The following is a 22,353-nucleotide window of genomic DNA, read 5'->3' as shown; positions in this document are numbered from 1 at the left end:
AGGCCGCGCGGGGCCCGGCTCAAGAATGCGCAGCGGGGTTAATGACTTGTCTTGTTGCGGCGACAGAGCGCGTATGGCCGCGTCCACTTCACGAAGGAGTCGCCATGTCTGCCTATGCCGCTGTCGTCCGAGCACCCCGCACTCTCACGGAGAAGGAGGTGGCGCGGCTGCTGCGCGCCACGGGGGAGCACAAGGAGGGATTCAGGGACCACTGCCTCTACAGCCTCGCGCTGGCCTCGGGCCTGCGTGAGCACGAACTGGTGGCCCTCAACATCGGCGACATCTTCGACGAGCGCGGGCGCGCACGCCGGCACGTGCTGCTGCACGTCTTCAAGGGCTGCCGCCGGCACCCGCGCCCCCAGGAGGTTGTCCTCTCGGACACGGTGCGCGCGAAGCTGGAGAAGCTGCTGCGCGTGAAGCGCGCGCAGGGGCACGACGTGGGGCCCCAGGCGCCGCTCTTCCTGAGCCGCAAGGGCCTGCGCCTGTCCACGCGGCAGGTGCGCCACGGCTTCGGCGTGTGGCAGCAGCGCGCGGGCCTGGACAGGCACCTCAACTTCCACACCGTGCGCCATACCGCGTGCACCGGGGTGTACCGAATGTTGCTGAGCGAAGTGGTTGATGGAGATCGCGGTCGCGACGAGCGCGCTGGTTGCCGGGAAGGGATGTTGCAGGCCGCGCGGAGTCCAGCAGCGAGCCGGATTCTGGCGCGCCACGCTGCGTGAGGTAGTCCGCGGGGCTCTGAGAGGACGGGGCGCGGCGGTGTTCGCCAGCTCGCGTGCGAGAAAGGTGACCTGGAGCGTGCGCCAACACGCTCACAGGTCGAGCGCCCCGCTCGACGTGTGAGAGAGAAGCGAGGCACCCAAGGAGTCGTACGGACGCGCGTCGGCGTCAAGTCCTGGGCGGCACAGATGCCGTCCGTGTCGGCGGTACGCCCGGCGAGCTGCGCCGCTTGCGGCGCGGCGAGCCGCCCTGTGGGAGCGCCTCTGAGGCTTCATGGGCATGGCAGCCGGAGCCGCCGGTGCGCGGGCCGCTGGACGCTGGCGCGTCGCCCGTGCTCGTAGAGCTGCGCGTGCGACGCTACCGCTGCCGTGCGTGCGGCGTGTCGCAGACGGTAGTGCCCGCGGAGGTGCTGGGCAGGAAGCTGTATTCGCTCGCGGCCATCGCCTGGGCGCTCGCCCTGTGGGGCCTCGAGTCGCTGCCGGCGGCGGCGGTGCGCAGGCGCGTGAGTCCGTGGGACGTGGTGGGGCCAGGGAGCGCTGGGCGCTGGGATGCCCTCTGCCGCTGGGCCGGGGAGGCCAGGCGCGGGACGCTCCTGTGCTGCGTGCGGCCGGCGCCCGCGGACTGGACGGCGCGAGCGGTGGCCGCACGAGCGGCGACGACAGTCGCCGCCTTTGCGCTCCCGGCGACGGGACCGCCATCGCTGTCCGCCTGTTCGTTCCGGGGAGCCGAGCGCGCTCGCTGAGGGACTTGCTCCGCAGCCATCGGCTCGCCCCGCGCAGAAGTCCGTCCCACCCGACACGCCCTGTCCTCGAAGACCTGCCTCCGGCGGGACGGTAGGCGTCTGCTCTCCCAAGAGGCCCATGCCGGGATGAGGGGGCGGTACGGGAAGTCCGCGCAAAATGAAGAGCCTCACCCCGAAGTCCCACGCCGAGGCGGTGGCGGTGTTTCGCCACGGAGTCATCGGCGCCCTCACCCAGGCGCAGATGGACCGAGGCCAGCTCGCCTCGGCGCTCGAATCCCTCGCCCAGCAGCGCTTCGTGCCGCCGGGCGCCAAGGCGAGCCACTGCTACTCGGCGGCCACGCTCGAGCGCTGGTACTACGCGTACAAGAAGCGCGGCCTCTCAGGCCTCGCCCCGCGCGGCCGCAGCGACAAGGGCCGCGCCCAGCAGCTCTCGGCGGCCCAGCGCGAGCTGCTGCTCGACATCCGGCGGGAGTACCCGTCCGCGTCCGTGACGCTCATCCTGCGCACGCTCGTCACCGATGGCCGGCTCGAGAAGGACGCCGTCTCGGCGACGACGGTGCGCCGCCTCTTTGCGGAAGCAGGACTCGACCGCGTCGGGATGCGCGACGGCAGCGGCACGAAGACGCGCCTGCGCTGGCAGGCCGAGCGCCCAATGGCCCTGTGGCACGCGGACGTGTGTCACGGGCCTGGACTCACCGTCGGGGGCAAGTCGCTGCCCTTGCGCATCCACGCGCTGCTGGACGACGCGAGCCGGTACGTCGTGGCGTTGGAGGCCCACCACACTGAGCGCGAGGTGGACATGCTTGGCCTCATGGTGCGCGCCCTGCGCAAGCACGGTCCGCCGGACGCTCTCTACCTGGACAATGGCGCCACGTACCGGGGCGAGACGCTCGCCACCGCGTGCGCTCGCATCGGCACGTCGCTCTTGCACGCGCGGCCCTACGACGCCCCCGCCCGCGGGAAGATGGAGCGCTTCTGGCGCACGCTGCGCGAGGGCTGCCTCGACTTCCTCGGGCCCGTCGCCTCGCTGCACGACGTCAATGTCCGCCTCTGCGCCTTCCTCGACGCGCACTACCACGTCACGTCGCACGCTGCCCTCATGGGCGCGACACCGAAAACCGTCTTCGAGGCCACGCCCCGGGCGCCCGATGGCTTCGACGAGGCGAAGCTGCGCGAGGCCCTCACCACCCGCATCCGCCGACGCGTGCGGCGCGACACCACCGTCGCTGTCGATGGTGCCGACTACGAGCTCGACGCAGGCCACCTCGCCGGGCGCCTCGTGCACCTGTGCCGCTGCCTTGTCGACCTGGGTGAGGCTCCCTGGGCCGAATTCGAGGGCAAGCGCTACTCCCTCCACCCAGTCGACGCGGTGAAGAACGCGCGCCGCAAGAGGCCGCTGCGTCGGCCTCCCGTCCACGACGAGACGTACCGGCCACACCCCGCGTTTGACCCGCCTCGCGCGCTCCTCGACCGCGCCGTCGGGCGTCCTCCTCGGCATCGCGATGCAGGTGAGTCATGACGCCCGCCTACGTCACCCACTTCGGCTTCTCCGAGGCGCCCTTCTCCAAGGAGATTGCCGACGCGGACCTCTGGCTGCCGGCCTCCAAGACGGACCTCGTCGAGGAACTCTGCGAAGCCGTGCGCGAGCGGCAGAGCGTCATGCTGGTGGGCGAGCCCGGCGTCGGCAAGACGTGCGTCCTGCGCGCGCTCCGCCACCGGCTACCCCAGGCGGGCTTCCGCCTCACCTACTGTCACAACGCCACGCTGGGCCGCCGCGACTTCTACCGCCAGCTGTGTCTTGCCCTCGGGCTCACGCCGTCCGCCACCGCGGCCTCTGTCTTCTACGCCGTGTCCAGCCACGTGGAGGACCTCGGTCGCGAGCGCGTCCACCCCGTCTTCCTCCTCGACGAGGCGCACCTGCTCCACCAGGACGTGCTCGACCACCTCCACATCCTCCTGAACTACCAGTGGGACTCGAAGGCGCTCCTCTCCCTCATCCTCGTCGGCCTGCCCGAGCTCGACTCGCGGCTCGCGATGCGCCGTAACCGCAGCCTCGCCTCCCGCCTCGCACGCCGGCTCACCATCGACGCGCTTCAGCCCGATGACACCGCGGAGTACCTCCGCCTGCGCCTGAAGAACGCGGGCTGCGAGCGAGAACTCTTCGCCTCCGACGCGATGGCGATGCTCCACGAGGCCGCCTCCGGCGCTCACCGCGACATTGACCGGCTCGCGACCACTGCGCTTCGCGAGGCCGCGCGTCGCAAGAAAAAGCTCGTCGAGCGCGACGTCCTCGCACGCGTGCTCGACACCGACGCCGCCGCTCTGTAGGCCGGTCCCATCACCGAGCGCGCTCGCTGACGCTCGCGCTCGGTGATGCCCATCAACTAGGCGGATCGCTCGTCCATCAACCAGCTCGCCTCGCAACAACCGAAGGACGAAGGACATCCGCCTCACTCAGAAGTTCGCGAGGCAGCGAAGCATCGACTCCACCGTCATCTACACGCACCCCTCGGATGACGAGCTGGTGCGCGTGACGAACGACTTGCCCTGCTGATGGGGCACGCCGCCTCCGCGCTGAGCGCCCGCGAGAGCCCCTGGTTGGGCCGTGGTGCCGCGCGGAGGCGGTGCGGGGCGGCCGTGCGCTGAGCCCGCGTGGGCCGCCCCAGGCGCAGCCGGCGAAAGTGAACAGCGCAAGGTGTTCACTTACCGAGTGCAAATGAACAGGGGCGGGGTGTTCACTTTCTGGGAGGTGACTCCTTCAAGAAGGGTCCCAGGTACACACCCCGGCGAGACCGTCTCCACGAAAAAACACACCACCCCCCACCCTGGCGTCGTGGGTAGGCGGGGTAGGCGTGCTGACGTCGTCGGTATGCAAGGGGACACCCGGCCGGGCAGGCAGTGCTGCTGGCTGGGGAATGGCAGGGGCGCGTGGAGGGCAGCAGGTGGCGCCAACCAGCGGAAAGCGGCCATTGGCCTCGGCGTTTCGGCCCGCCAGGAGGCCTCGTAAGCGCGCGAAACAGCGTGGGGGCAGTGCCGCCGAATGGCCACCTTTACCTGTTTCCGGCCATTCGGCTCGGCCCTGGTAACGGCACGCGCGCCCAGGTGCGCGCGGGGCGGAGGGGCGGGGCTTCGAGGGCAGCTCGGGGGTTCGTGGGGCTCACGAGGAGGACAAAGGACTGCGGCCCGAAGCGCTGGGGGACACGTGCGCACGAAAGGGGCGCCACGCCGCGACAGGCGCGGTACGTGGGGCCAACCGGGGGCGCGCGCCGGTGGGCCACGCTGCGGCCAGCGGGGCTTTGGCGGGGAGGGGGCAGGCGGGCCGGGGAAGTGAACGGCCCGAGGCCGTCCGGCCCGCTGGACGGAGTGTGCTTCCGGGCCCGAGTTATGGCCCGGAGCGATACCGCGGCGCTCGAGCACTGGTGGCCGTCCGCCCCAACCCCGCGAAACTACGGAGGCTGTGGCCCCGGGAGTGTGCATCCGCGCGCCAGGTGGAGCTCCCGGGGGAAAGTGAACGGGCGTGGCCTGGCTCGACGAAAGTGAACGGCGAAACTGAAGACCAAAGTGTCCGCGTTCACTTACCGAAGGGCGCTCTCAGTCGGGGTCGGCGGGGGGAGGGCGCCTGTCGGAGGAGAATTACCCCGAGCGCGGGAGTGTCGCTGGCCCTGGACCAACCTGGACGAACAGCTTCGGGCTTCGCGCAGCCGCAGAGACAGCCACTCCTCTGCGTTGTCATGGGCCGCCCTCTCCTGTGGGGCACCTGCGCGAATCGGAGTCCCGTTCTGCTCAAGCTGCCCGGGCGCTCAGGAGTACCAAGGGGCAGCTTCGCCGGTTCTCACCTTGCCCCGCCCTCCATGCGCAGGCGAACGACAACCGGGTGCAAGTGGCCAATCCTGCGCGCTCAGGAGTCGCGATCCGTTTGGCCGACCCGGATGCGGTCCGTTGAGCCGGTCCTGGCACCCAGCAACCAGGCCAGGGAAGCCGGAGGTGCCGAAGTCTCACCCTGGCGCCCGGTACCTCGAGTTGAAGCAGGGCACCGCCCCCGACTTCAGCTGCCGGACTTCTCCCAAGTCCGGCAGAAGTCCGGCATGAAGTCCGGCAGCAATTTCCGTAACAACTTCATGGGGTTGAGTCACTCTGCCGGACTTGCCGGACTTCAAAGGCACCTTTACGTACGCGAAGGAAAATATTTTCGGAGGGAAGCGAGCAGAAAATATTTCCCCGTATAGGTGAGGGAGGGGGGAGGAAGTCCGGCAAGTCCGGCAGGAGGGCCTAACCACTCGTAGTTACAGCCGTTTTGGGTGCCGGACTTCTGCGGGGGAAGTCCGGCATGAAGTCCGGCAGTCCGGCAGGGATGCGAGAGTCGGAGGGGGAAAGTAGGTGGCGAGGTCACTCACTCCCCTGTTCCTCGCCTTCATCGTCCTGTCTGTCCCCGCGTCGTGCTGGGGCTGGGGGCGCCGGTTGCGCGCCACCGGTGAGCACCACCCCGTGTGTCTGATGGGGTTGCCCTGGTTCGAGCGAGAGCGGCTTCTGGGGAAGGCGGCTGTCCATGCCCTTCGGCGTGAAGGTTGCCTCGCCCACGCACTCCTCACTCGTTCCGAGCAGTCACAGGCCGAGCCCCTCGGGAGTGCTCGTGGTCTCTCCCCTTGGAGCGCAGCGTGGGAGTCCGAATGGAGGAGGTGGGAACTCCGCCCGTGTTCAAGGCAGAGGGGCATGAGGCCCGCCCAGCAGAGGCCATCGCCGCCCTCATGAAGGAGCGACCCTCCATACTGGATGGCCCGCCGCGGCCTCCTTCTCATGGTGCTACCGGATGCGGGGCAAGCCACCAGGACTCCAGCAAAAACTGATTACCTGGAGAGTCGAAGGCCCCGGTGGAAATTCGTGCGCGTCGGCATGTCCCCGATTGCGGGCACCGAGCCTTTGTCTCTGCAGGGCGGAGCGGCTCCCCAGTAGCGGCGGCCACAACCTCCTCCGGCCCCGAGGCACGCATGCGTGACGAGAGCGACTCCCCCAGGCCAGTTACCCAGACGCCCAGCCCTGCCCCAGCCCAGCCCTTGGGGGAGGACTGCCGCACGCAGGAGTTGACGAAGCAGCCCAAGGAGGCCGGGGACGCCTGGCTGAAGTTGGAGAATGACGGGGACGCCGCCGTCGTCGTCTTCCTAGGGGAGCCGCACCCGCGCGACGTGGCTGTCATCGACAACAAGTTCGTCCCCTTCACCCGGAGGCTGAAGGCGGAGGGACACAAGCCCGTGCTGCGATTTACCCACAACGTCGCCCTCTTCGAGACGCGCGAGGTGAAGGTGCTGGAGTACGGAATCGCCTTCTTCAAGGACGTCCTGCGCGTGCGGCACGCGTTTGGGCTTGAGACGTGGGCCGTTGAAGTCCAGCGTCACGGGGCCGCGAAGGACTGGTGGCAGACGCGCTACTCCCTGCAGCCCGAGCGCCGCCTGTCCCCGGAGCAGCAGCAGTCCTTCCAGGGGCTGCCGCTTCACGACTTGGCGAAGCTCCGGGTGGACGCGTCGGCGGCAGCCGAAGCAGCGCGCCGCGGCGCCGCGGGCGCAAGGCCACCCAACGCGCGTCTCGTGCAGTACCTCTCTAACGTGCTGAAAACCATGCCGCGCAAGAGGGTGGAGCGCCTCCTCCACCACCACCTCGGAATGCAGCAGGTTGGGGACGTGTCAGCCATGCGCGGCGAGGAGTGGCAAACCTTCGTCGAAGAGGTTGCAGTCGAGTACCAGGCGTTTTGGGAACGAAACTGCTGAGCGCCAGCCCGAGGTGAGTTGAGCCGCCAAGCGAGGGCGTGCTGCGAGTCAGCCCGTCCACACGTCCCCGGAAAGCAACCCATGCAGGACTCCTTCTCCGCGCGCCGTGGGGACGAGGGGCGCGCTGCCTCTCGTGCCCTCGGCCTCCCAACAGTCATTGCGCAGCGGCGCCTCGGCGCCAGGCTGGCGGGACGTGCGTGCCAACCTGCCGTGCGCCGAGGGCCGGACGCCGCGGCGACGAGGCACAGCCCCAAGGTGCAGGCCCCATGAGCTTTCGCGCCTTCGTGGAGCAGGTACGGAGCCGCTCGGACATCACCGACGTCGTCGGCGCCCACGTCGAGTTGCGCCCTTCGGGCAGCACCCTCAAGGGACTCTCACCCTTTCACCCGGAGAAGACGCCCTCCTTCGTCGTGTGGCCCACCACGCAGACGTGGCGCGACTTCTCCAACGGCGGCAGCCTGGGAGGCGACGTCTTCAACTTCGTCCAGGAGAGGGAGAAGGTTGGCTTCAAGGAGGCGGTATTCCGGCTGGCCGAGCGCGCTGGCATTTCTCCTCCCTCGCCCGATGACGAGTCCCACGCGCGTGAGCTCGAGGCGCTGGTGGAGCGCCGCGACGTCGAGCGACTCCTCACGGCCGCCGCCGACTACTACCACCGCCGCCTGCCCACGAAACTCCGCGAGGAGTCCTTCAAGCAGCACTACGGCTTCACCGACGAGGTGGTGGACAGCCTCAAGCTGGGGTGGGCCGACGGCGGCCTCTTCGAGCACCTGAGTGCGGCGGTGGGCGCGAGCCGCGAGGCGGCCCTCAAGACGGGACTCTTCGTCCAACTGCCGGGCGGCCGCGTCGAGGACTTCTTCCGGGAGCGCCTCGTATTCCCGTACTGGAAGGGGGCCGCGTCGTCTACTTCATCGCCCGGGCGACGCAACACACGAGGGAGGAGGCCAAGTACAAGAAGCTCCTCACCCATTCGGAGCGGCACCCCTACGTCTCGCCCACCGTCCGCAACGACTACTTCTACAACGAGGACGCGGCACACAAGGCCGACACGCTGCTGATTACGGAGGGCGTCACCGACTGCATCAGCGCCATGCAGGCGGGCATTGCTTGCCTCTCTCCGGCCACGACGCGCTTTCGCAAGCAGGACATTCCCCGGCTGCTGAGACTCACTCGCGACGCCAGGCGCGTCGTCATTTGCAATGACGCCGAGGCCAGCGGCGCCGGAGAGGCGGGCGCGCGGGAGACTGCCGCGGCCCTCTGGGCCGAGGGGCGCGAGGCGTGCCTCGCCCTGCTTCCACGTCCGCAGGGCACCGAGAAGGTGGACGTCAACGCGTTTGTGACGACGCACGGCGCCGCGGCGCTCCACGAAGTCCTTGGCCGCGCGAGGGGCTACCCGGAGTACCTGCTGGACGGCATTCCCGAGAGTGCGCCCAAGGCCGACTTGGACAAGGCGCTGGCGCCCCTCCTGGCCTCACTGCAGACGTGCACCGCAGTGCGGGCCGACGTCGTGCTGGAGGCCATTTCGGCGAAGTTTGGCCTCCGGAGGCGGGCCCTCAACGCCAACCTCAAGGGGGTGGTGGCGCAGAAGGAGGCGGCGGCCACGGCTCAGCGCCGTGCGTCCGCCGTGCGCCCGGAAATCAACGTGGGCAACCGCCAACTCTGGGCCATTGTCACCGAGGCACGCCAGGCGGTGGTGCAGGCGAATGAGCGCCGCATGAGGGCCGCCAGCACGCAGGGCTTCGCCAACGAGGCGGCGCCACTCTTCATACGAGGCAACGCCCTCGCGCAGCTCGCCCAGCCCGAGAAGGAGGCGCCCATTCTCGCGGAGATGACGGAGGCCGCCGTCTACGGAGTCCTCCTCCGGGAGGCGACGTGGGTAGCGGAAGTCGAGGGCAGTCCGCACTCCGTCTTCCCGCCGAAGGACGTCGCGCGGGACTTCCTCGCGTACCCGCCTCCAGGCCTCCCTCCCGTGGAGGCCGTCATTACGACGCCGGTATTCGGGCAGGACGGGAAGCTCCTCCTGACGCCCGGACTGCACCGGGAGGACAGACTCTGGCTGGAGCCCACCCCCGCACTTCACCTCGGCGCCGTGCCCGAGCGGCCAACACCCGAGGAGGTTGCCGCCGCACGGGCCCTCTTCTTCGACGACGTCTTCGTGGACTTCCCCTTCGCGCACCCCAGCGACAAGGCACATGCCCTCGCCGCCGTCCTCCTGCCCTTCGTCCGGCGGATGATTGAGGGCTGCACCCCTCTCCACGTCGTGGAGGCGCCCGCTGTCGGCTCCGGCAAGGGCCTGTTGTGCAACCTCGTCTCGTGGGTGGTGACGGGCAGGGCGTGCGCCATTGGCACCTTGCCTGAGAATGAAGAGGAGATTCGAAAGACGCTCACCGCCGAGCTCGCCCTGGCGCGCCCCCTCATCCTCCTCGACAACGCCAATGAGAAGGCGACGCTCTCCTCCGCGGCCCTCGCCGCCATGCTGACGAGTACGTCCTGGACGGACCGACTCCTGGGCAAGACGCAGAAGCTGACGCTGCCCAATGCCGCCATGTGGATGCTCACCGGCAACAACCCGAGGCTCTCAAAGGACATTGCCCGTCGCTCCGTGCGCATCCGCATCGACCCCAAGTTGGACAGGGCCTGGACGCGGACCGACTTCAAGCACGACCCGATTATTCCTTGGGTGAAGGCGCATCGGAGCGAATTGGTACGTGCGGCCCTGACGCTCGTGCAGGCGTGGATTGCCGCGGGGAGGCCCCTGGGGAAAGAGCGGCTGGGCTCCTTCGAGCACTGGGCCTCAGTGGTCACCCAAAACCGGCCAATGAAGGTCCCCTGAAAACCGGCCAATGGGGAGGGCCGAGACGTTGACGCCTGGGTAGGACGTGGAGTCCGCCCGGGGGATGGGCAACGTCTTGAGCGACGAGAAGAAGCAGCAGGTCATCGCCCTGGGGCGGTTGGGTTGGAGTCTGAGACGCATCGAGGACGCGACGGGGGTGCGCCGTGAGACGGCCAGCGGCTACCTGAAGGCCGCGGGCGTGGGCATCCGTGCACCGCGTCGGTGGGGCAAGTCAAAACCGGCCAATGAGGGGACCACCGAGGCGAGCGCGGCGAGCGAGCCTGCGGCCGAGGCCGCCGGAGCAAAACCGGCCAATGAGGGGACCACCGACTCCATGCCGCGCAGCCGAGCCGGAGTCCGGCACGTATCGGCGAGCATCGTCGCGCCCTACGTCGAGCTGGTGCGGCAGCGGATGGAGGTGGGCCGCAACGGACGCGCCATCTACGAGGAGCTCGTCGACACGCAGGGCTACACGGGCAGCTACATCAGCGTGCGCCGCTTCGTCCGGGCATTGCGCGACAGCCAGGGCCCGGAGGCCAAGGCCGTCATCCACACGGCGCCGGGCGAGGAAGCCCAGGTGGACTATGGGGAGGGGCCCATGGTGCGCCACCCGGAGACGGGGAAATACCGGCGCACGCGCATGTTCGTCATGACGCTGGGCTACAGCCGCAAGTCGGTGCGGCTGTTGTGCTGGAAGTCCTCCAGCCGCGCGTGGGCGCAGCTGCACGAGGAGGCCTTCCGTCGGCTGGGGGCGTGACTCGCACGGTGGTGCTGGACAACCTGCGTGAGGGCGTGCTGGCGGCCGACGTGTATGAGCCAGCCCTCAATCCGCTCTTCCGGGACGTGCTGGCCCACTACGCATGCACGGCCCTGCCGGCCCGAGTCCGCCACCCGGACAGGAAGGGCAAGGTGGAGTCCGCGGTGGGCCACGCGCAGCGCACGCCCCTCAAGGGCCTGCGCTTCGAGTCGCTGGAGGCCGCCCAGGCCTACCTCGACGCGTGGGAGGCGAAGTGGGCGGACACCCGAATCCACGGCACCACCAAGCGCCAGGTGGCGGCCATGTTCTGCGAGGAGCGTCCGCACTTGCAGCCCCTGCCCGTCGAGCCCTTCCGGTACTACGCCTACGGCGAGCGGGTGGTGCACCTGGACGGACACGTCGAGGTGGACGGCGCGTACTACTCGGTGCCCCCGGGCCACATCGGCCGCAAGCTGCACGTGCAGTGGGACAGCCTCCATGTCCGCCTGCTGCTGCCCGCCTCGGGGCAACTGCTCCGGGAGCACACCCGGGCCCCTCGCGGCCACCACCGCACACGCGAGGAGGACAGGCCTTCCCACGCGCCGCGCACCACCGTGCAACTTCTCGAGCGCGCCGCCAGGGCTGGACGCAGCGTCGCCGCCCTCTGCGCCGAGGTGCACCGCCGAGAAGGTGAGACGGGCACCCGCCGCATCCTGGGCGTGCTGTCCCTGGCGAAGAAGCACGGCGCTGCTGCCCTGGACGACGCCTGCGAGGTGGCTCTCGAGGTGGGCGTCCCCACCTACCGCTTCGTGCGCCGCTACCTCGAAAGACGCACGCCCACTCCCGTCACCCTGCGCCAGGTCGACCCGCTCATCCGCGAGCTCACCCACTACCGCGACGTCATCGCCCGTCTGACTCAACCCACCCCTCACCCAGGAGACACCGAGACATGAATCTCGTCGAAATCACCCGCGCCCTCACCACCCTGCGCCTGTCCGGCATGGCCCAGGCCGTCGAGGCTCGCATCCTCCAGGCGCAAGCCGAGAAGCTCGCTCCGCTCGACTTCCTCTCCGCCCTCGTCAACGACGAGTTGACTCGCAGAAGCGACAGCTTCATCCAACGCCGCCTCAAGCAGGGCGCCTTCCGCGACGCGGGAAAGACGCTCGACGGCTTCGACTTCGACTTCAACAAGAAGATGAATCGCCGCCTCGTCTTCGAGCTGGCCACCGGCGGCTTCGTGGAGCGACGCGAGGACGCGCTCTTCCTCGGCCCTCCAGGCACCGGCAAGAGTCACATCGCCCAGGCCCTCGGCCGCGCCGTCATCCAGTCCCAGGGCCACCGCGTCCTCTACCGCGAGGCGCACCACCTGCTCGAGGAGCTCGCCGAAGCAAGCCTCGAAGGCACCCGACGCCAGAAGCTCGATGCGCTCACCGGCGCGCCTCTGCTCATCATCGATGACCTCGGCATGCGCAAGCTGCCGGCCACCGCCGCCGAGGACCTGCTCGAGCTCATCATGCGCCGCTACGAGAAGGCCTCCACCCTCATCACCTCCAACCGGCCCGTGGAGGACTGGGGGAAGCTCCTGGGCGACAACGCCGCCGTGGCCGCCATGCTCGACCGTCTGCTGCACCATGCCCACGTCGTCCAATTCGGTCCCCGCAGCTGGCGCACCAAGGGGGCCATGGAGTTGCGGACCTCCGAGTCCGCGGGGTAGGAGTCCTCCTGTCTCGGTCCTCTTCCTTTGGCCGGTTTTGAAGGGACCCTCTTTGGCCGGTTTTCACGTGACCATTGAGGCTGGGCGGCCGTCATGGGCGGCCTCCTCAAGGTGGCTGGAGTGGAGGGCTTCCTCGACAACCTCGACGAGCTGTATGCGAATGCGGACGTCGAAGGGGAGTCCTGGCGCGAATTCGTGCAGGCCTGGTGGGCAGCGCATGGTGCGGAGGAGGTGCTCGTCTCCACGCTCAACGAGCTGTGCGAGAAGGACGAGCTGATGCTGCAGGTGCGAGGCGAGGGGGGCCCGCGCTCGCAGCAGAGCCGACTGGGCCGTGCGCTGCAAACGGCGAGGGACAGAGTCTTTGGGGACTTGCGGGTGGTGGTGCGGAACCAGGACCGCAAGAAGCGGACGATGTACGCACTCCAGAAGCTGGCGGGCGAACTGGAGGTGAACACGGCCACGACTCCCGAGGAGACGACGGAAGTCGACCCGTGGGCGTAGCAGCTGTCCGGCGAGCCCCGTGCGGCAGCGTCGCGAGGATGCAGTGGACGTGCTGGCTGAGGCCCTGTGGGAGTTGTGGCTGCGTCGACATGCGCAGCCGCAACGACAGACGCACGTGTGGGGAGCGGAGGAGGGCGCGCATGGCTGAGTCGCGGACTCTCGCCTTGTCTTCTTCTGGGGACAGAGCGTCCATGGGTTTCGCCCGAGGGCGTGCTGCCCCGGGCGAAGGAGACACCACCATGGCGAAGAAGGGGATTGCGCGGGCTGCGCGCAAGGAGTTGGCGGACGTGCCACAGCAACTGGCCGCGCTGGCCAGCATGTCGGTACCGGATTTGGCGGAGAAGTACCTGGAGGTGTACGGCGAGCCCACGCGCAGCCGCAACCGGGACTACCTGCGAAAGCGCCTGGCCTTCCGGATTCAGGAGCTGGCCGAAGGGGGCCTCTCCACACGTGCCGTCGCACGCATCTCGGAGCTGGGTGACAAGTTGCCCGAGCGCTGGAGGATGCGACAGGCGGAAGAGGCGAAGCCCGCAGTGCTGCCTCCGCCTGCCGCCGCGGATGCGCGTGCGCCCATTGCGGACGGGCGCGACGCGCGCCTGCCGCCACCGGGCACGGTGCTGACGCGCGTCTTCAAGGGCACTCAGCACCGGGTGACGGTGCGCGAGGCCGGAGTCGAATACGACGGCCAGCTTCACCGCAGCCTCTCCAGCGTGGCCAAGCTGATTACGGGCACGGCCTGGAATGGCTTCACCTTCTTCGGACTCAAGGCCGGCGGCTCGAAGGAGGTGACGCCATGAGCGGACCCTCCTTCTTTCAAACGTACATGGGGCAGCGCTTCTACGAGACGACGATGCCGCAGTTCGTCCGCCAACTGACGCGCCTCAACGACAACCTGGAGCGGCTGGTGGCCGTGGCGGAGCAACACGCCGGGCAGAAGCAGCCTTCGAGCATCGAGCCGGTGCCGCCGACGACAGAGGGGGTGGAGACACCATGAAGAAGAGCAAGCCAGCGCCCTCAGACGCGAAGCGCTGCGCCGTCTACACGCGCAAGTCCACGGCGGCGGGCCTGGAGATGGAGTTCAACTCGCTGGACGCTCAGCGCGACTCCTGTGTCTCCTACGTGCAGCGCCAGCCCGGCTGGGTGTTGTTGGATGAGAGCTACGACGACGGCGGCTTCACCGGGGCCAACATGGAGCGGCCCGCCTTCCAGCGGCTGCTGCAGGACGTCGACGCGGGGCGGGTGGACGTGGTGGTGGTGTACAAGGTGGACCGCCTCTCCCGCAGCCTCCTCGACTTTGCGAAAGTCATGGAGCGCTTCAACGCGGCGGGCGCGTCCTTCGTCTCGGTGACGCAGAACTTCTCCACCGCGGACGCGATGGGGCGGCTCACCCTCAACATGCTGATGTCCTTCGCCGAGTTCGAGCGCGAGATGATTTCCGAGCGGACGCGGGACAAGGTGGCTGCTGCGCGGCGCAAGGGGAAGTGGACGGGAGGCCGCGCGCCGCTGGGCTACGAGGTGAAGGATAAGCGCCTCGTGGTGAACGAGTACGAGGCGGTGGTGGTGCGAGAGGCCTTCGAACTCTACCTCCAGCACCAGCAGGCCTCGGCGGTGGCGCGCCTCCTCAACGAGAAGGGGCGCACGACGAAGCGGTACGAGGCCCAGAGTGGTGCCACGCGCGCGGCTCGGAAGTGGACGACGCAGGATGTGCTGCGCCTCTTGAGGAGTCCCCTGTACGCAGGCTTCGTGCCGTATGGCGACGAGACGCACCCGGGCGAGCACCCGCCCCTCGTGGACAGGGCCACCTTCCACCGGGTGCAGGACCTGCTGGAGGGCCCAGGCCTTCAGTACCACGGGCGCAACCCCGACTACGTGCTGCGAGGCCTGTTGCGCTGCGGCCTGTGCGGCGAGGCGATGACGCCCGGCTCCACGCGCAAGGGCACGCGCGAGTACCGCTACTACCGCTGCGTCACCAGGGACAAAGAGGGGAAGGCAGGGTGCCGGGCCGCGCCCCTTCCGGCAGCCGCCCTGGAGGATTTCGTCGTCACGCAGCTCCGGGAGGTTTCGGTAGGTGACGGCTTCGCGGCGCAGGTACACGCCCGCCTCACGGCGCGGATGGAGGAGAAGCACAAGGCCCTGCGCGCCGAGCGCGCGCAGCTTCCGAGAGACTTTGCCAGGCGCGCCGGGGAGGCCTCAAAGTGGGTGGAATCCCTCTCGCAGGTGGAGAGCCCGGCCCGGCGCCTCCTGGAGGAGAAGCTGACGGCGGCGGAGGAGGAGGCCGCCGGGATGAAGAGGCGGCTGGCGGAGGTGGAGCGCGCGTTGGACGCCATGGAGGGGGAGAAACTGGAAGCAGCGTGGGTGGCCCAGGCACTGGCGGACTTCGACGCGGTATGGGACGCCCTCACGGCCACCAACCGGGGCCGCCTGCTGCGGGCCCTCATTGCCTGGGTGGTGGTGAGTGAGGCGACGGGCCGCGTTGACGTGCATTTGGCCGACGCGGGTGAGGCCGCAGCGCCCGGACGCGAGGAGGTGGCGGCGTGAGCGCGGGCTTCGAGTCTCAGCCGGCGGAGGCTGGCCTCATCAGCGCGCACTTCCACCGCGTGCGTCGCGCGAAGGTGAGCTTCCGGGAGGGGACGCCACCCTCGCCGCGAGAGGTGGCGCGAAGGCCCGCGCACGTCGCGAGAATGCTGGCCCTGGCGCACCATGTGGAGTCCGTCATTGAGCGCGGGTTGGTGGCGAGCGCGGCGGACGTCGCCAGTCAACTGGGCTTCACCCGAGCGCGTGTGACGCATCTGTTGGACTTGCAGTTGTTGGCGCCCGACATCCAGGAGGAGGTGCTGTTCCTCGAGGCCGTGGAGGGAGAGGAGCCCCTCAGCGAGCGAGGACTCCGGGCCATTGCACACGCGGGGACGTGGGAGGTGCAGCGCGAGCGCTGGCGTGAGGTGAAAGCTTCATTCTGAGATGGGAATCCAGGACGCCTGGACTCCTTAGTCCTACAGTTGCAGTTTGTGTCTGGCGCCACGTGCTCGGTAGTGGCAGCGCATGGCGACGGCTTGATGGTGCCGTCGCCACCGACTCCACAGGAGAACATCGGTAACTGGCGGGAGCGTGTGCCGCCAGAGGGCCAGCAGCAGGCGCCGAATCTCCTGGACGGAGTAGCGGACGAGGACCGTCAGTAAAGGCCTTGCCGAGCGAGAAACGCCCTCATGGGGTTTCTTCGCGACGGCAGGCCGAGCGCTTTTGGGGGCAGTCCCTCCTTGGGGGCGAGATTGGCCATGGCCCGCGCATTGGCCAGGAAGACGTGAGAGACGCGACACAGCGTCATGTGTCGATGCCAGGCGGTCCAGGTACGCACCTCGTAGTCCGCCAGCCCCACCTCGCCCTTGGCTGACTCGAAGTCGTCCTCAATGGCCCACCGGCTTCCCGCGGCCCTCACCAGCGAGGCCAGCGCCTCAATGGTCACGTGAAAACCGGCCAAAGAAGGTCCCTTCAAAACCGGCCAAAGGGAGAGGACCGAGACAGGAGGACTCCTACTCCGCGGACTCGGAGGTCCGCAACTCCATGGCCCCCTTGGTGCGCCAGCTGCGGGGACCGAATTGGACGACGTGGGCATGGTGCAGCAGACGGTCGAGCATGGCGGCCACGGCGGCGTTGTCCCCCAAGAGCTTCCCCTAGTCCTAAACTGGCCGGTTGGAGGTGATGAGGGTGGAGGCCTTCTCGTAGTGGCGCATGATGAGCTCGAGCAAATCCTCGGCGGCGGTGGCCGGCAGCTTGCGCATGCCGAGGTCATCGATGATGAGCAGAGGAGCGCCGGTGAGCGCATCGAGCTTCTGGCGTCGGGTGCCTTCGAGGCTTGCTTCGGCGAGCTCGTCGAGCAGGTGGTGCGCCTCGCGGTAGAGGACGCGGTGGCCTTGGGACTGGATGACGGCGCGGCCGAGGGCCTGGGCGATGTGACTCTTGCCGGTGCCTGGAGGGCCGAGGAAGAGCGCGTCCTCGCGCCGCTCCACGAAGCCGCCGGTGGCCAGCTCGAAGACGAGGCGGCGATTCATCTTCTTGTTGAAGTCGAAGCCGTCGAGCGTCTTGCCCGCGTCGCGGAAGGCACCCTGCTTGAGGCGGCGTTGGATGAAGCTGTCGCTTCTACGAGTCAACTCGTCGTTGACGAGGGCGGAGAGGTAGTCGAGTGGAGCGAGCTTCTCGGCTTGCGCCTGCCGGATGCGGGCCTCGACGGCCTGGGCCATGCCGGACAGGCGCAAGGTGGTGAGGGCGCGGGTGATTTCGACGAGATTGATGTCTCGGTGTCTCCTGGATGAGGGGTGGGTTGAGTCAGACGGGCGATGACGTCGCGGTAGTGGGTGAGCTCGCGGATGAGCGGGTCGACCTGGCGCAGGGTGACGGGAGTGGGCGTGCGTCTTTCGAGGTAGCGGCGCACGAAGCGGTAGGTGGGGACGCCCACCTCGAGAGCCACCTCGCAGGCGTCGTCCAGGGCAGCGGCGCCGTGCTTCTTCGCCAGGGACAGCGCGCCCAGGATGCGGCGGGTGCCCGTCTCACCTTCTCGGCGGTGCACCTCGGGGCAGAGGGCGGCGACGCCGCGTCCAGCCCTGGCGGCGCGCTCAAGCAGTTGCACGGTGGTGCGCGGCGCGTGGGAAGGCCTGTCCTCCTCGCGTGTGCGGTGGTGGCCGCGAGGGGCCCGGGTGTGCTCCCGGAGCAGTTGCCCCGAGGCGGGCAGCAGCAGGCGGACATGGAGGCTGTCCCACTGCACGTGCAGCTTGCAGCCGATGTGGCCCGGGGGCACCGAGTAGTACGCGCCGTCCACCTCGACGTGCCCGTCCAGGTGCACCACTCGCTCACCGTAGGCGCAGTAACGGAAGGGCTCCACGGGCAGGGCCAGCAGCCATGGGCGCTCCTCGCCGAACATGGCGGCCACCTGGCGCTTGGTGGTGCCGTGGATTCGGGTGTCCGCCCACTTCGCCTCCCACGCGTCGAGGTAGGCCTGGGCGGCCTCCAGCGACTCGAAGCGCAGGCCCTTCAGCGGCGTGCGCTACGCGTGGCCCACCGCCGACGCCGATTTCGCGGCGCGCGAGCCCATCGCCCCCGCACCGCACATCATCAGCCCTTCGGCGCCAACCGGCCCGCGAAAGTCAGCAGAAGGGCGGCGTGGGTTCCGACGACCTTGCTCAGCTCAGCTTCCGCGGCCTCCAGCCCCCGCGTGCTGACCATGTGATGTGCGGACACGAGCGTCTTCAGGAACTGCGGGAGCGTGCAGTCGAGCCGATCGAAAGAGTGCGGATCCTCGCACAAGATGCCCATGCGCCCGTCCTCGTTCACGAGGACGTAGAACCCGCCGCCGCCGTGGACGACGCTCACTGCGCGCATGACGAAGTCGGTCGCGGCCTCGTCGCCGTCGAACCACTCCTCCAGTACCTCGTCGCGATCCGCGCCGTTCTGCCAAGGGCTCGGACAGAAATCGCCCCATTTCAGCACACAGAGCTGGGGCAGGGACCAGTTCTCGGCCAGGTCGCTCAGCGCTTCCAACTCTGCGCGAAGCTCCGGCGTGAAGCCGTCGAGCGTGAACGCATCGTCATCCTCCTCTGCTTCGTCGTCCTCCGAGTCCTCGTCCTCTTCGTCCGCGTCTGGTTCACGAACAAGTGCCACTCCCATGAGCTGCTCGAGGTCGGCGCGGAGCTGCCCGGATGAAATGTAGGTCATGCGCGGCAGTCTACGGAACACGGAGAAGGCACCGCAAGAGGCGCATGTTTACGATTACCAGAACACGGAAACATGCGCATCGATCGGAAGGCTTTCGCCCGTAGCGCGCTGCTACTGCACTGCAACAATTGGAACGTAAAGGGGGACGGCGTAGGCGGTGTCAAAATCCGACAGCTATCACCACGGCGATCATCTGAGCTCGCTCAAGACGATCCAACTCGACGTCACGACCGAGGGCCAGAGCGCCTTGCATATGCCGATCCCCACGTTCGTCCAGAGCCACTAGGAGTCTGTCGCGGTAATCGCGACGGGGCCTTGCCCGGCAGGAGCTGAGGGGGCTCAATGCCCCCATGAGCAAGAAGTTCCGCCCCTGGAATGTGCAGCAGGACTTCCTGCTGCCGCCGTCGCTGCTGGACTGGCTGCCGGAGCACCACCTCGCGCGTTTCGTGCTGGAGGTGGTGGAGGAACTGGACCTTGCCCCCATTTACGAGCCCTACGAGAAGCAGCTGCGAGGCTACCCGCCGTACGAGCCGAAGATGATGGTGGCGTTGCTGCTGTACGCGTACTGCACAGGGGTGACGTCGTCTCGGAAGATTGAGAGGAAGACGCGGGAGGACGTGGCCTTTCGCGTCCTGGCGGCGAACCAGTCCCCGGACCACTCGAGGATTTCAGAGTTTCGGCGCCGGCACGGGGCGCACTTCGAAAACCTCTTCGTGCAGATGCTGAAGCTGTGCGCGAGGGCGGGGCTGGTGAAGCTGGGGCACGTGGCGCTGGACGGCACGAAGCTGAAGGCGAACGCCAGCAAGCACAAGGCGATGAGCTACGAGCGGATGCAGAGGGAGGAAGAGAAGCTGCGTGGGCAGGTGAAGGAACTGCTGGCGCAGGCGGAGGCCGTCGACGCGGAGGAGGATGCCCGGCACGGCACGGGCAAGCGGGGCGATGAACTCCCCGAGGAGCTGCGGCGCGCGCAGTCGCGTCTGCAACGCATCCGCGAGGCCCGGCAGGCGCTGGAGGCCGAAGCCAAGGCTGCCGCGGAAGCAGGCAAACGCAAGGATGATGACGACGACGAGCCCCCGCCGCCCGCCCAGGACTTGCCAGGCCACACGGTGCCCCACACGGCCGAGGGGAAGCCGACGCCCAAAGCGCAGCGCAACTTCACGGACGCGGACAGCCGAATCATGAAGAGGGCACAAGCTTCGAGCAGGCCTACAACGCGCAGGCGGCGGTGGACTCGGCGCACCAGGTGATTGTCGCCCAAGCCCTCACCAACCAGCCTCCGGACGCCGAGCACCTGCCGGCGCTGGTGGACCGGGTGGCCGAGCACCTCGACGAGGTGCCCCGGAAGCTGAGCGCGGACGCGGGCTATTTCTCCGCGAAGAATGTGCGCTGGCTCGAGTCGGTGGGCGTCGAGCCATACATTGCGACGGGCCGCCAGAAGCACGGAGAAGCGCCACCGAAAGTCAGAGGCCGTCCGCCTGCGGGACTCACCCCGAAGGCGCGGATGGCCCGGAAGCTGGCGACGCAGCGAGGCAAGGAGGTGTATCGAATGCGCAAAGCGATTGCGGAACCCGTCTTCGGCCAAATCAAAGAGGCGCGCGGCATCCGAACCCTGCTGCGGCGGGGCCTGAAGGCGGCCCGGGAGGAGTGGGCTCTCATCTGCGCCACCCACAACCTCCTCAAGCTCTTCCACGCGGTGGTCGCTTAGCGGCGGGCTGCCTCAATCAGGCGGCCAGCCGCCTACCTCGTCCGCGCTCGCCTCCTGCCTCATTACCGCCACAGACTCCTAGGAGTTGCTGAGCATGCAAGTGATACTAGGAGCCAGCGGGCAGATTGGACGCGAGCTGGCGATCCAATTGAAGCGCGAGTTCACGAGCGAGATTCGTCTAGTGAGTCGCCGTCCTCACAAGGTCAACGACACAGACCAATTACAGAGCGCGGATCTGCTCGACGCAGGACAGACGCTTCGCGCGGTGGAGGGTGCGGAGATCGCATACCTGACCGCCCAGGTCGACGTGCATATGGCCCACGCGGGTGAGGCCGCCGCGACTGGGCGCGAGGAGGTGGCGGCGTGAGCGCGAGCCCCGAGTCTCAGCCGGCGGAGGCTGGCCTCGTCAGCGCGCACTTCCACCGCGTGCGTCGCGCGAAGGTGCGCCTCCGAGGGGGCGCCACCCCCGCCGCGAGAGGTGGCGCGACGGCCCGCACACGTCGCGCGAATGCTGGCCCTGGCGCACCATGTGGAGTCGGCCATTGAGCGGGGCCTCGTGGCGAGCGCAGCGGACGTCGCAGGTCAACTCAGCTTTACCCGGCGCGTGTGACGCACTTGCTGGACTTGCTGCTGCTGGCTCCGGACATCCAGGAGGAGGTGCTGTTCCTCGAGGCCGTGGAGGGAGAGGAGCCCCTCAGCGAGCGAGGACTCCGGGCCGTTGCACACGCGGGGACGTGGGAGGTGCAGCGCGAGCGCTGGCGTGAGGTGAAAGCTTCATTCTGAGATGGGAATCCAGGACGCCTGGACTCCTTGGTGTAGCGTGAGTGTAAGAGGCTGAATTGTTGTCCGCGTTGAGAGTGCGCGGGCTGTACGCCCCGCGCGGAAAGTGAGCGAGAGCACATGCAGAGCGACATGAAGAGCATCATCCAGGCTGCGGTGGCGGAGGCGGTGGAGAAGACGCTGGGCCGGCAAATGGAGCTGCAGGAGCGGCAGCTGGAGCTGCTGGGGAAGATTGCTCAGTTCCTGGGGATTGAGTCCGGCTCGGCTCATGCGGCGTCCGCGCCGAAGCGGGCCCCCGTGCCGCCTCCCGCGTCGAAGCGCATACCCGCGCCCGCGCCAGCGTCCACGCCGAAGCGCACGCCCTCGGTGCCCGTGCGGAAGTATGTGAGGCCGGAGGCTGCGCCGAAGCCCACGCGGGCCGGCCCCGCGCCCCAGAAGAGCCGCGGGCGCCCGCGCGCAGCGGGACGCACTGCGACGGCCGCAGCCCCCAGCGCCAGTCCCAGCCCCGAGGCGCCCGTCTCCTTCGCGGTGGGACAGGAGGTGCGCTACAAGCAAGGGCGGGGCGCCTTCAATGCGAAGGTGAAGGCCGTCGACGAGAAGGCGAAGACGGTGACGGTGGAGCGCGTCTCCGACGGTAAGCAGGTGGTGCGTCCCTTCGACAAGGTGACGCCAGCCTGAGTCTGGGCCGCGAAGCGCCCTCTTCGGAGGGCGCTCCTGCGGCTCGTCGCTACGGCTCGTCGGCCATGGCGTCGAGCTGCCCCTGGGCGATGGCGCGGTAGTGGGGCACGACTTCCACCTCGAGCACGTCCCGCATCTCCTGGCGGGCGCTGACGAAGTCCCCCTTGTCCTTGTGCTGGTACATCCGGTGCAGCGCGTCCATGAGCCGGCGAGTGCCCTCGCGGATGCGCCGAGACTCCTCTTGCAACAGGCCCAGCGCCCCCTCTTCCGTAGCGAGCGCGCTCTTGGCTTCGCTGGCGCTGATGCCTACCTCGGCGGCCGTGCGCTTCAGCAGCGCCTTCTCCTTCCGCGTGAGGGCCAGGCGCTCTCCTTCGGTGAGGACACGGCGCGCCAGTGCGCGAATCGGCCCCCAGTCAACGGTTTCAGTCACGATGCATGTTTCCTTTGCGGGCTACCCAGCCCAGCGTGTGAGGCCGAGGCTGGGG

18 protein-coding genes and 6 pseudogenes are annotated in these 22,353 nt (G+C 68.6%); 19 read left to right on the top strand and 5 right to left on the bottom strand.

All coding sequences use genetic code 11. The features are described from left to right. The first annotated feature begins 104 nt into the window (after positions 1-104). From QEG98_RS33460 to QEG98_RS33390, 15 genes and pseudogenes are all read left to right on the top strand, one after another. Positions 105-722, top strand: a complete 618-nt coding sequence (locus tag QEG98_RS33460; protein ID WP_316564165.1) for a tyrosine-type recombinase/integrase — start codon at positions 105-107, stop codon at positions 720-722. A gap of 296 nt (positions 723-1,018) precedes the next feature. After that, the gene (locus QEG98_RS33455) at positions 1,019-1,462 is read left to right on the top strand and encodes a hypothetical protein (protein WP_316564164.1); all 444 of its coding nucleotides are present in this window, start codon (positions 1,019-1,021) and stop codon (positions 1,460-1,462) included. A gap of 157 nt (positions 1,463-1,619) precedes the next feature. Beyond that, positions 1,620-2,981 carry a DDE-type integrase/transposase/recombinase gene (locus tag QEG98_RS33450; RefSeq protein ID WP_316564163.1) on the top strand — a complete coding sequence of 454 codons (1,362 nt, stop codon included), beginning with the start codon at positions 1,620-1,622 and terminating at the stop codon, positions 2,979-2,981. Further along, on the top strand, positions 2,978-3,790 hold the full coding sequence (locus QEG98_RS33445; protein ID WP_316564162.1) for an ExeA family protein: 813 nt from the start codon (positions 2,978-2,980) through the stop codon (positions 3,788-3,790). The genes QEG98_RS33450 and QEG98_RS33445 overlap by 4 nt, the downstream gene beginning before the upstream one ends. Before the next feature lie 100 nt (positions 3,791-3,890). Then, positions 3,891-4,016: pseudogene (locus QEG98_RS33440) on the top strand (site-specific integrase); the annotation flags it as partial. Between the two features lie 2,431 nt (positions 4,017-6,447). Continuing rightward, positions 6,448-7,221, top strand: coding sequence for a hypothetical protein (locus tag QEG98_RS33435; protein WP_316564161.1), 774 nt, complete (start codon positions 6,448-6,450; stop codon positions 7,219-7,221). A 266-nt stretch (positions 7,222-7,487) separates the two neighbouring features. Further along, positions 7,488-8,276: a CHC2 zinc finger domain-containing protein gene (locus tag QEG98_RS33430; protein ID WP_316564160.1), complete on the top strand. Its 789-nt coding sequence runs from the start codon at positions 7,488-7,490 to the stop codon at positions 8,274-8,276. Between the two features lie 32 nt (positions 8,277-8,308). Continuing rightward, positions 8,309-10,051, top strand: a complete 1,743-nt coding sequence (locus QEG98_RS33425) for a hypothetical protein (RefSeq protein ID WP_316564159.1) — start codon at positions 8,309-8,311, stop codon at positions 10,049-10,051. A gap of 64 nt (positions 10,052-10,115) precedes the next feature. Further along, a pseudogene (gene istA, locus QEG98_RS33420) lies at positions 10,116-11,740 on the top strand (IS21 family transposase). After that, complete coding sequence (gene istB / locus QEG98_RS33415) at positions 11,737-12,501, top strand: IS21-like element helper ATPase IstB (protein ID WP_140787629.1); 765 nt, start codon at positions 11,737-11,739, stop codon at positions 12,499-12,501. Before istA ends, istB (QEG98_RS33415) begins: the two are co-directional and overlap by 4 nt. A gap of 93 nt (positions 12,502-12,594) precedes the next feature. Continuing rightward, positions 12,595-13,002 (top strand): hypothetical protein, encoded by a 408-nt coding sequence (locus QEG98_RS33410; RefSeq protein WP_316564158.1) that lies wholly within the window; start codon positions 12,595-12,597, stop codon positions 13,000-13,002. Between the two features lie 239 nt (positions 13,003-13,241). Then, on the top strand, positions 13,242-13,799 hold the full coding sequence (locus QEG98_RS33405; RefSeq protein ID WP_316564157.1) for a DUF2924 domain-containing protein: 558 nt from the start codon (positions 13,242-13,244) through the stop codon (positions 13,797-13,799). Then, positions 13,796-13,996, top strand: a complete 201-nt coding sequence (locus QEG98_RS33400) for a hypothetical protein (RefSeq protein ID WP_316564156.1) — start codon at positions 13,796-13,798, stop codon at positions 13,994-13,996. Before QEG98_RS33405 ends, QEG98_RS33400 begins: the two co-directional genes overlap by 4 nt. Further along, entirely contained in the window at positions 13,993-15,540 is a 1,548-nt protein-coding gene (locus tag QEG98_RS33395; protein WP_316564155.1) for a recombinase family protein, read from the top strand. Before QEG98_RS33400 ends, QEG98_RS33395 begins: the two co-directional genes overlap by 4 nt. After that, positions 15,537-15,959, top strand: coding sequence for a hypothetical protein (locus QEG98_RS33390; RefSeq protein WP_316564154.1), 423 nt, complete (start codon positions 15,537-15,539; stop codon positions 15,957-15,959). Before QEG98_RS33395 ends, QEG98_RS33390 begins: the two co-directional genes overlap by 4 nt. A 311-nt stretch (positions 15,960-16,270) precedes the next feature. On the opposite strand, the pseudogene QEG98_RS42400 reads toward QEG98_RS33390, so the two are convergent. The 4 genes and pseudogenes from QEG98_RS42400 to QEG98_RS33370 form a co-directional block, all read right to left on the bottom strand. Next, positions 16,271-16,447: pseudogene (locus tag QEG98_RS42400) on the bottom strand (IS701 family transposase); the annotation flags it as partial. Between the two features lie 82 nt (positions 16,448-16,529). Continuing rightward, positions 16,530-17,237: pseudogene (gene istB / locus QEG98_RS33380) on the bottom strand (IS21-like element helper ATPase IstB). 95 nt (positions 17,238-17,332) lie between these two features. Further along, positions 17,333-18,076: pseudogene (locus tag QEG98_RS33375) on the bottom strand (Mu transposase domain-containing protein); the annotation flags it as partial. A gap of 29 nt (positions 18,077-18,105) precedes the next feature. Continuing rightward, positions 18,106-18,726, bottom strand: coding sequence for a hypothetical protein (locus QEG98_RS33370; RefSeq protein WP_316564153.1), 621 nt, complete (start codon positions 18,724-18,726; stop codon positions 18,106-18,108). A gap of 329 nt (positions 18,727-19,055) precedes the next feature. On the opposite strand from QEG98_RS33370, the pseudogene QEG98_RS33365 reads away from it, so the two are divergent. From QEG98_RS33365 to QEG98_RS33350, 4 genes and pseudogenes are all read left to right on the top strand, one after another. Continuing rightward, a pseudogene (locus QEG98_RS33365) lies at positions 19,056-20,410 on the top strand (IS1182 family transposase). Positions 20,411-20,504: 94 nt separating this feature from the next. Next, positions 20,505-20,777: an NAD-dependent epimerase/dehydratase family protein gene (locus tag QEG98_RS33360; protein WP_316564152.1), complete on the top strand. Its 273-nt coding sequence runs from the start codon at positions 20,505-20,507 to the stop codon at positions 20,775-20,777. 239 nt (positions 20,778-21,016) lie between these two features. Beyond that, a complete protein-coding gene (locus tag QEG98_RS33355; protein WP_316564151.1) occupies positions 21,017-21,193 on the top strand; it encodes a hypothetical protein in 177 nt (58 codons plus the stop codon). Between the two features lie 117 nt (positions 21,194-21,310). Further along, on the top strand, positions 21,311-21,868 hold the full coding sequence (locus tag QEG98_RS33350) for a PspA (protein WP_316564150.1): 558 nt from the start codon (positions 21,311-21,313) through the stop codon (positions 21,866-21,868). Positions 21,869-21,917: 49 nt separating this feature from the next. Here the strand turns inward: QEG98_RS33350 and QEG98_RS33345 are convergent, their stop codons facing one another. Further along, positions 21,918-22,298 carry a DUSAM domain-containing protein gene (locus QEG98_RS33345; RefSeq protein ID WP_316564149.1) on the bottom strand — a complete coding sequence of 127 codons (381 nt, stop codon included), beginning with the start codon at positions 22,296-22,298 and terminating at the stop codon, positions 21,918-21,920. Between the last annotated feature and the right edge of the window lie 55 nt (positions 22,299-22,353).

The organism is Myxococcus sp. MxC21-1, from assembly GCF_032612255.1.
Classification (GTDB): Bacteria; Myxococcota; Myxococcia; order Myxococcales; family Myxococcaceae; genus Myxococcus; species Myxococcus virescens.
This window is presented reverse-complemented; position numbering and strand designations above follow the sequence as displayed.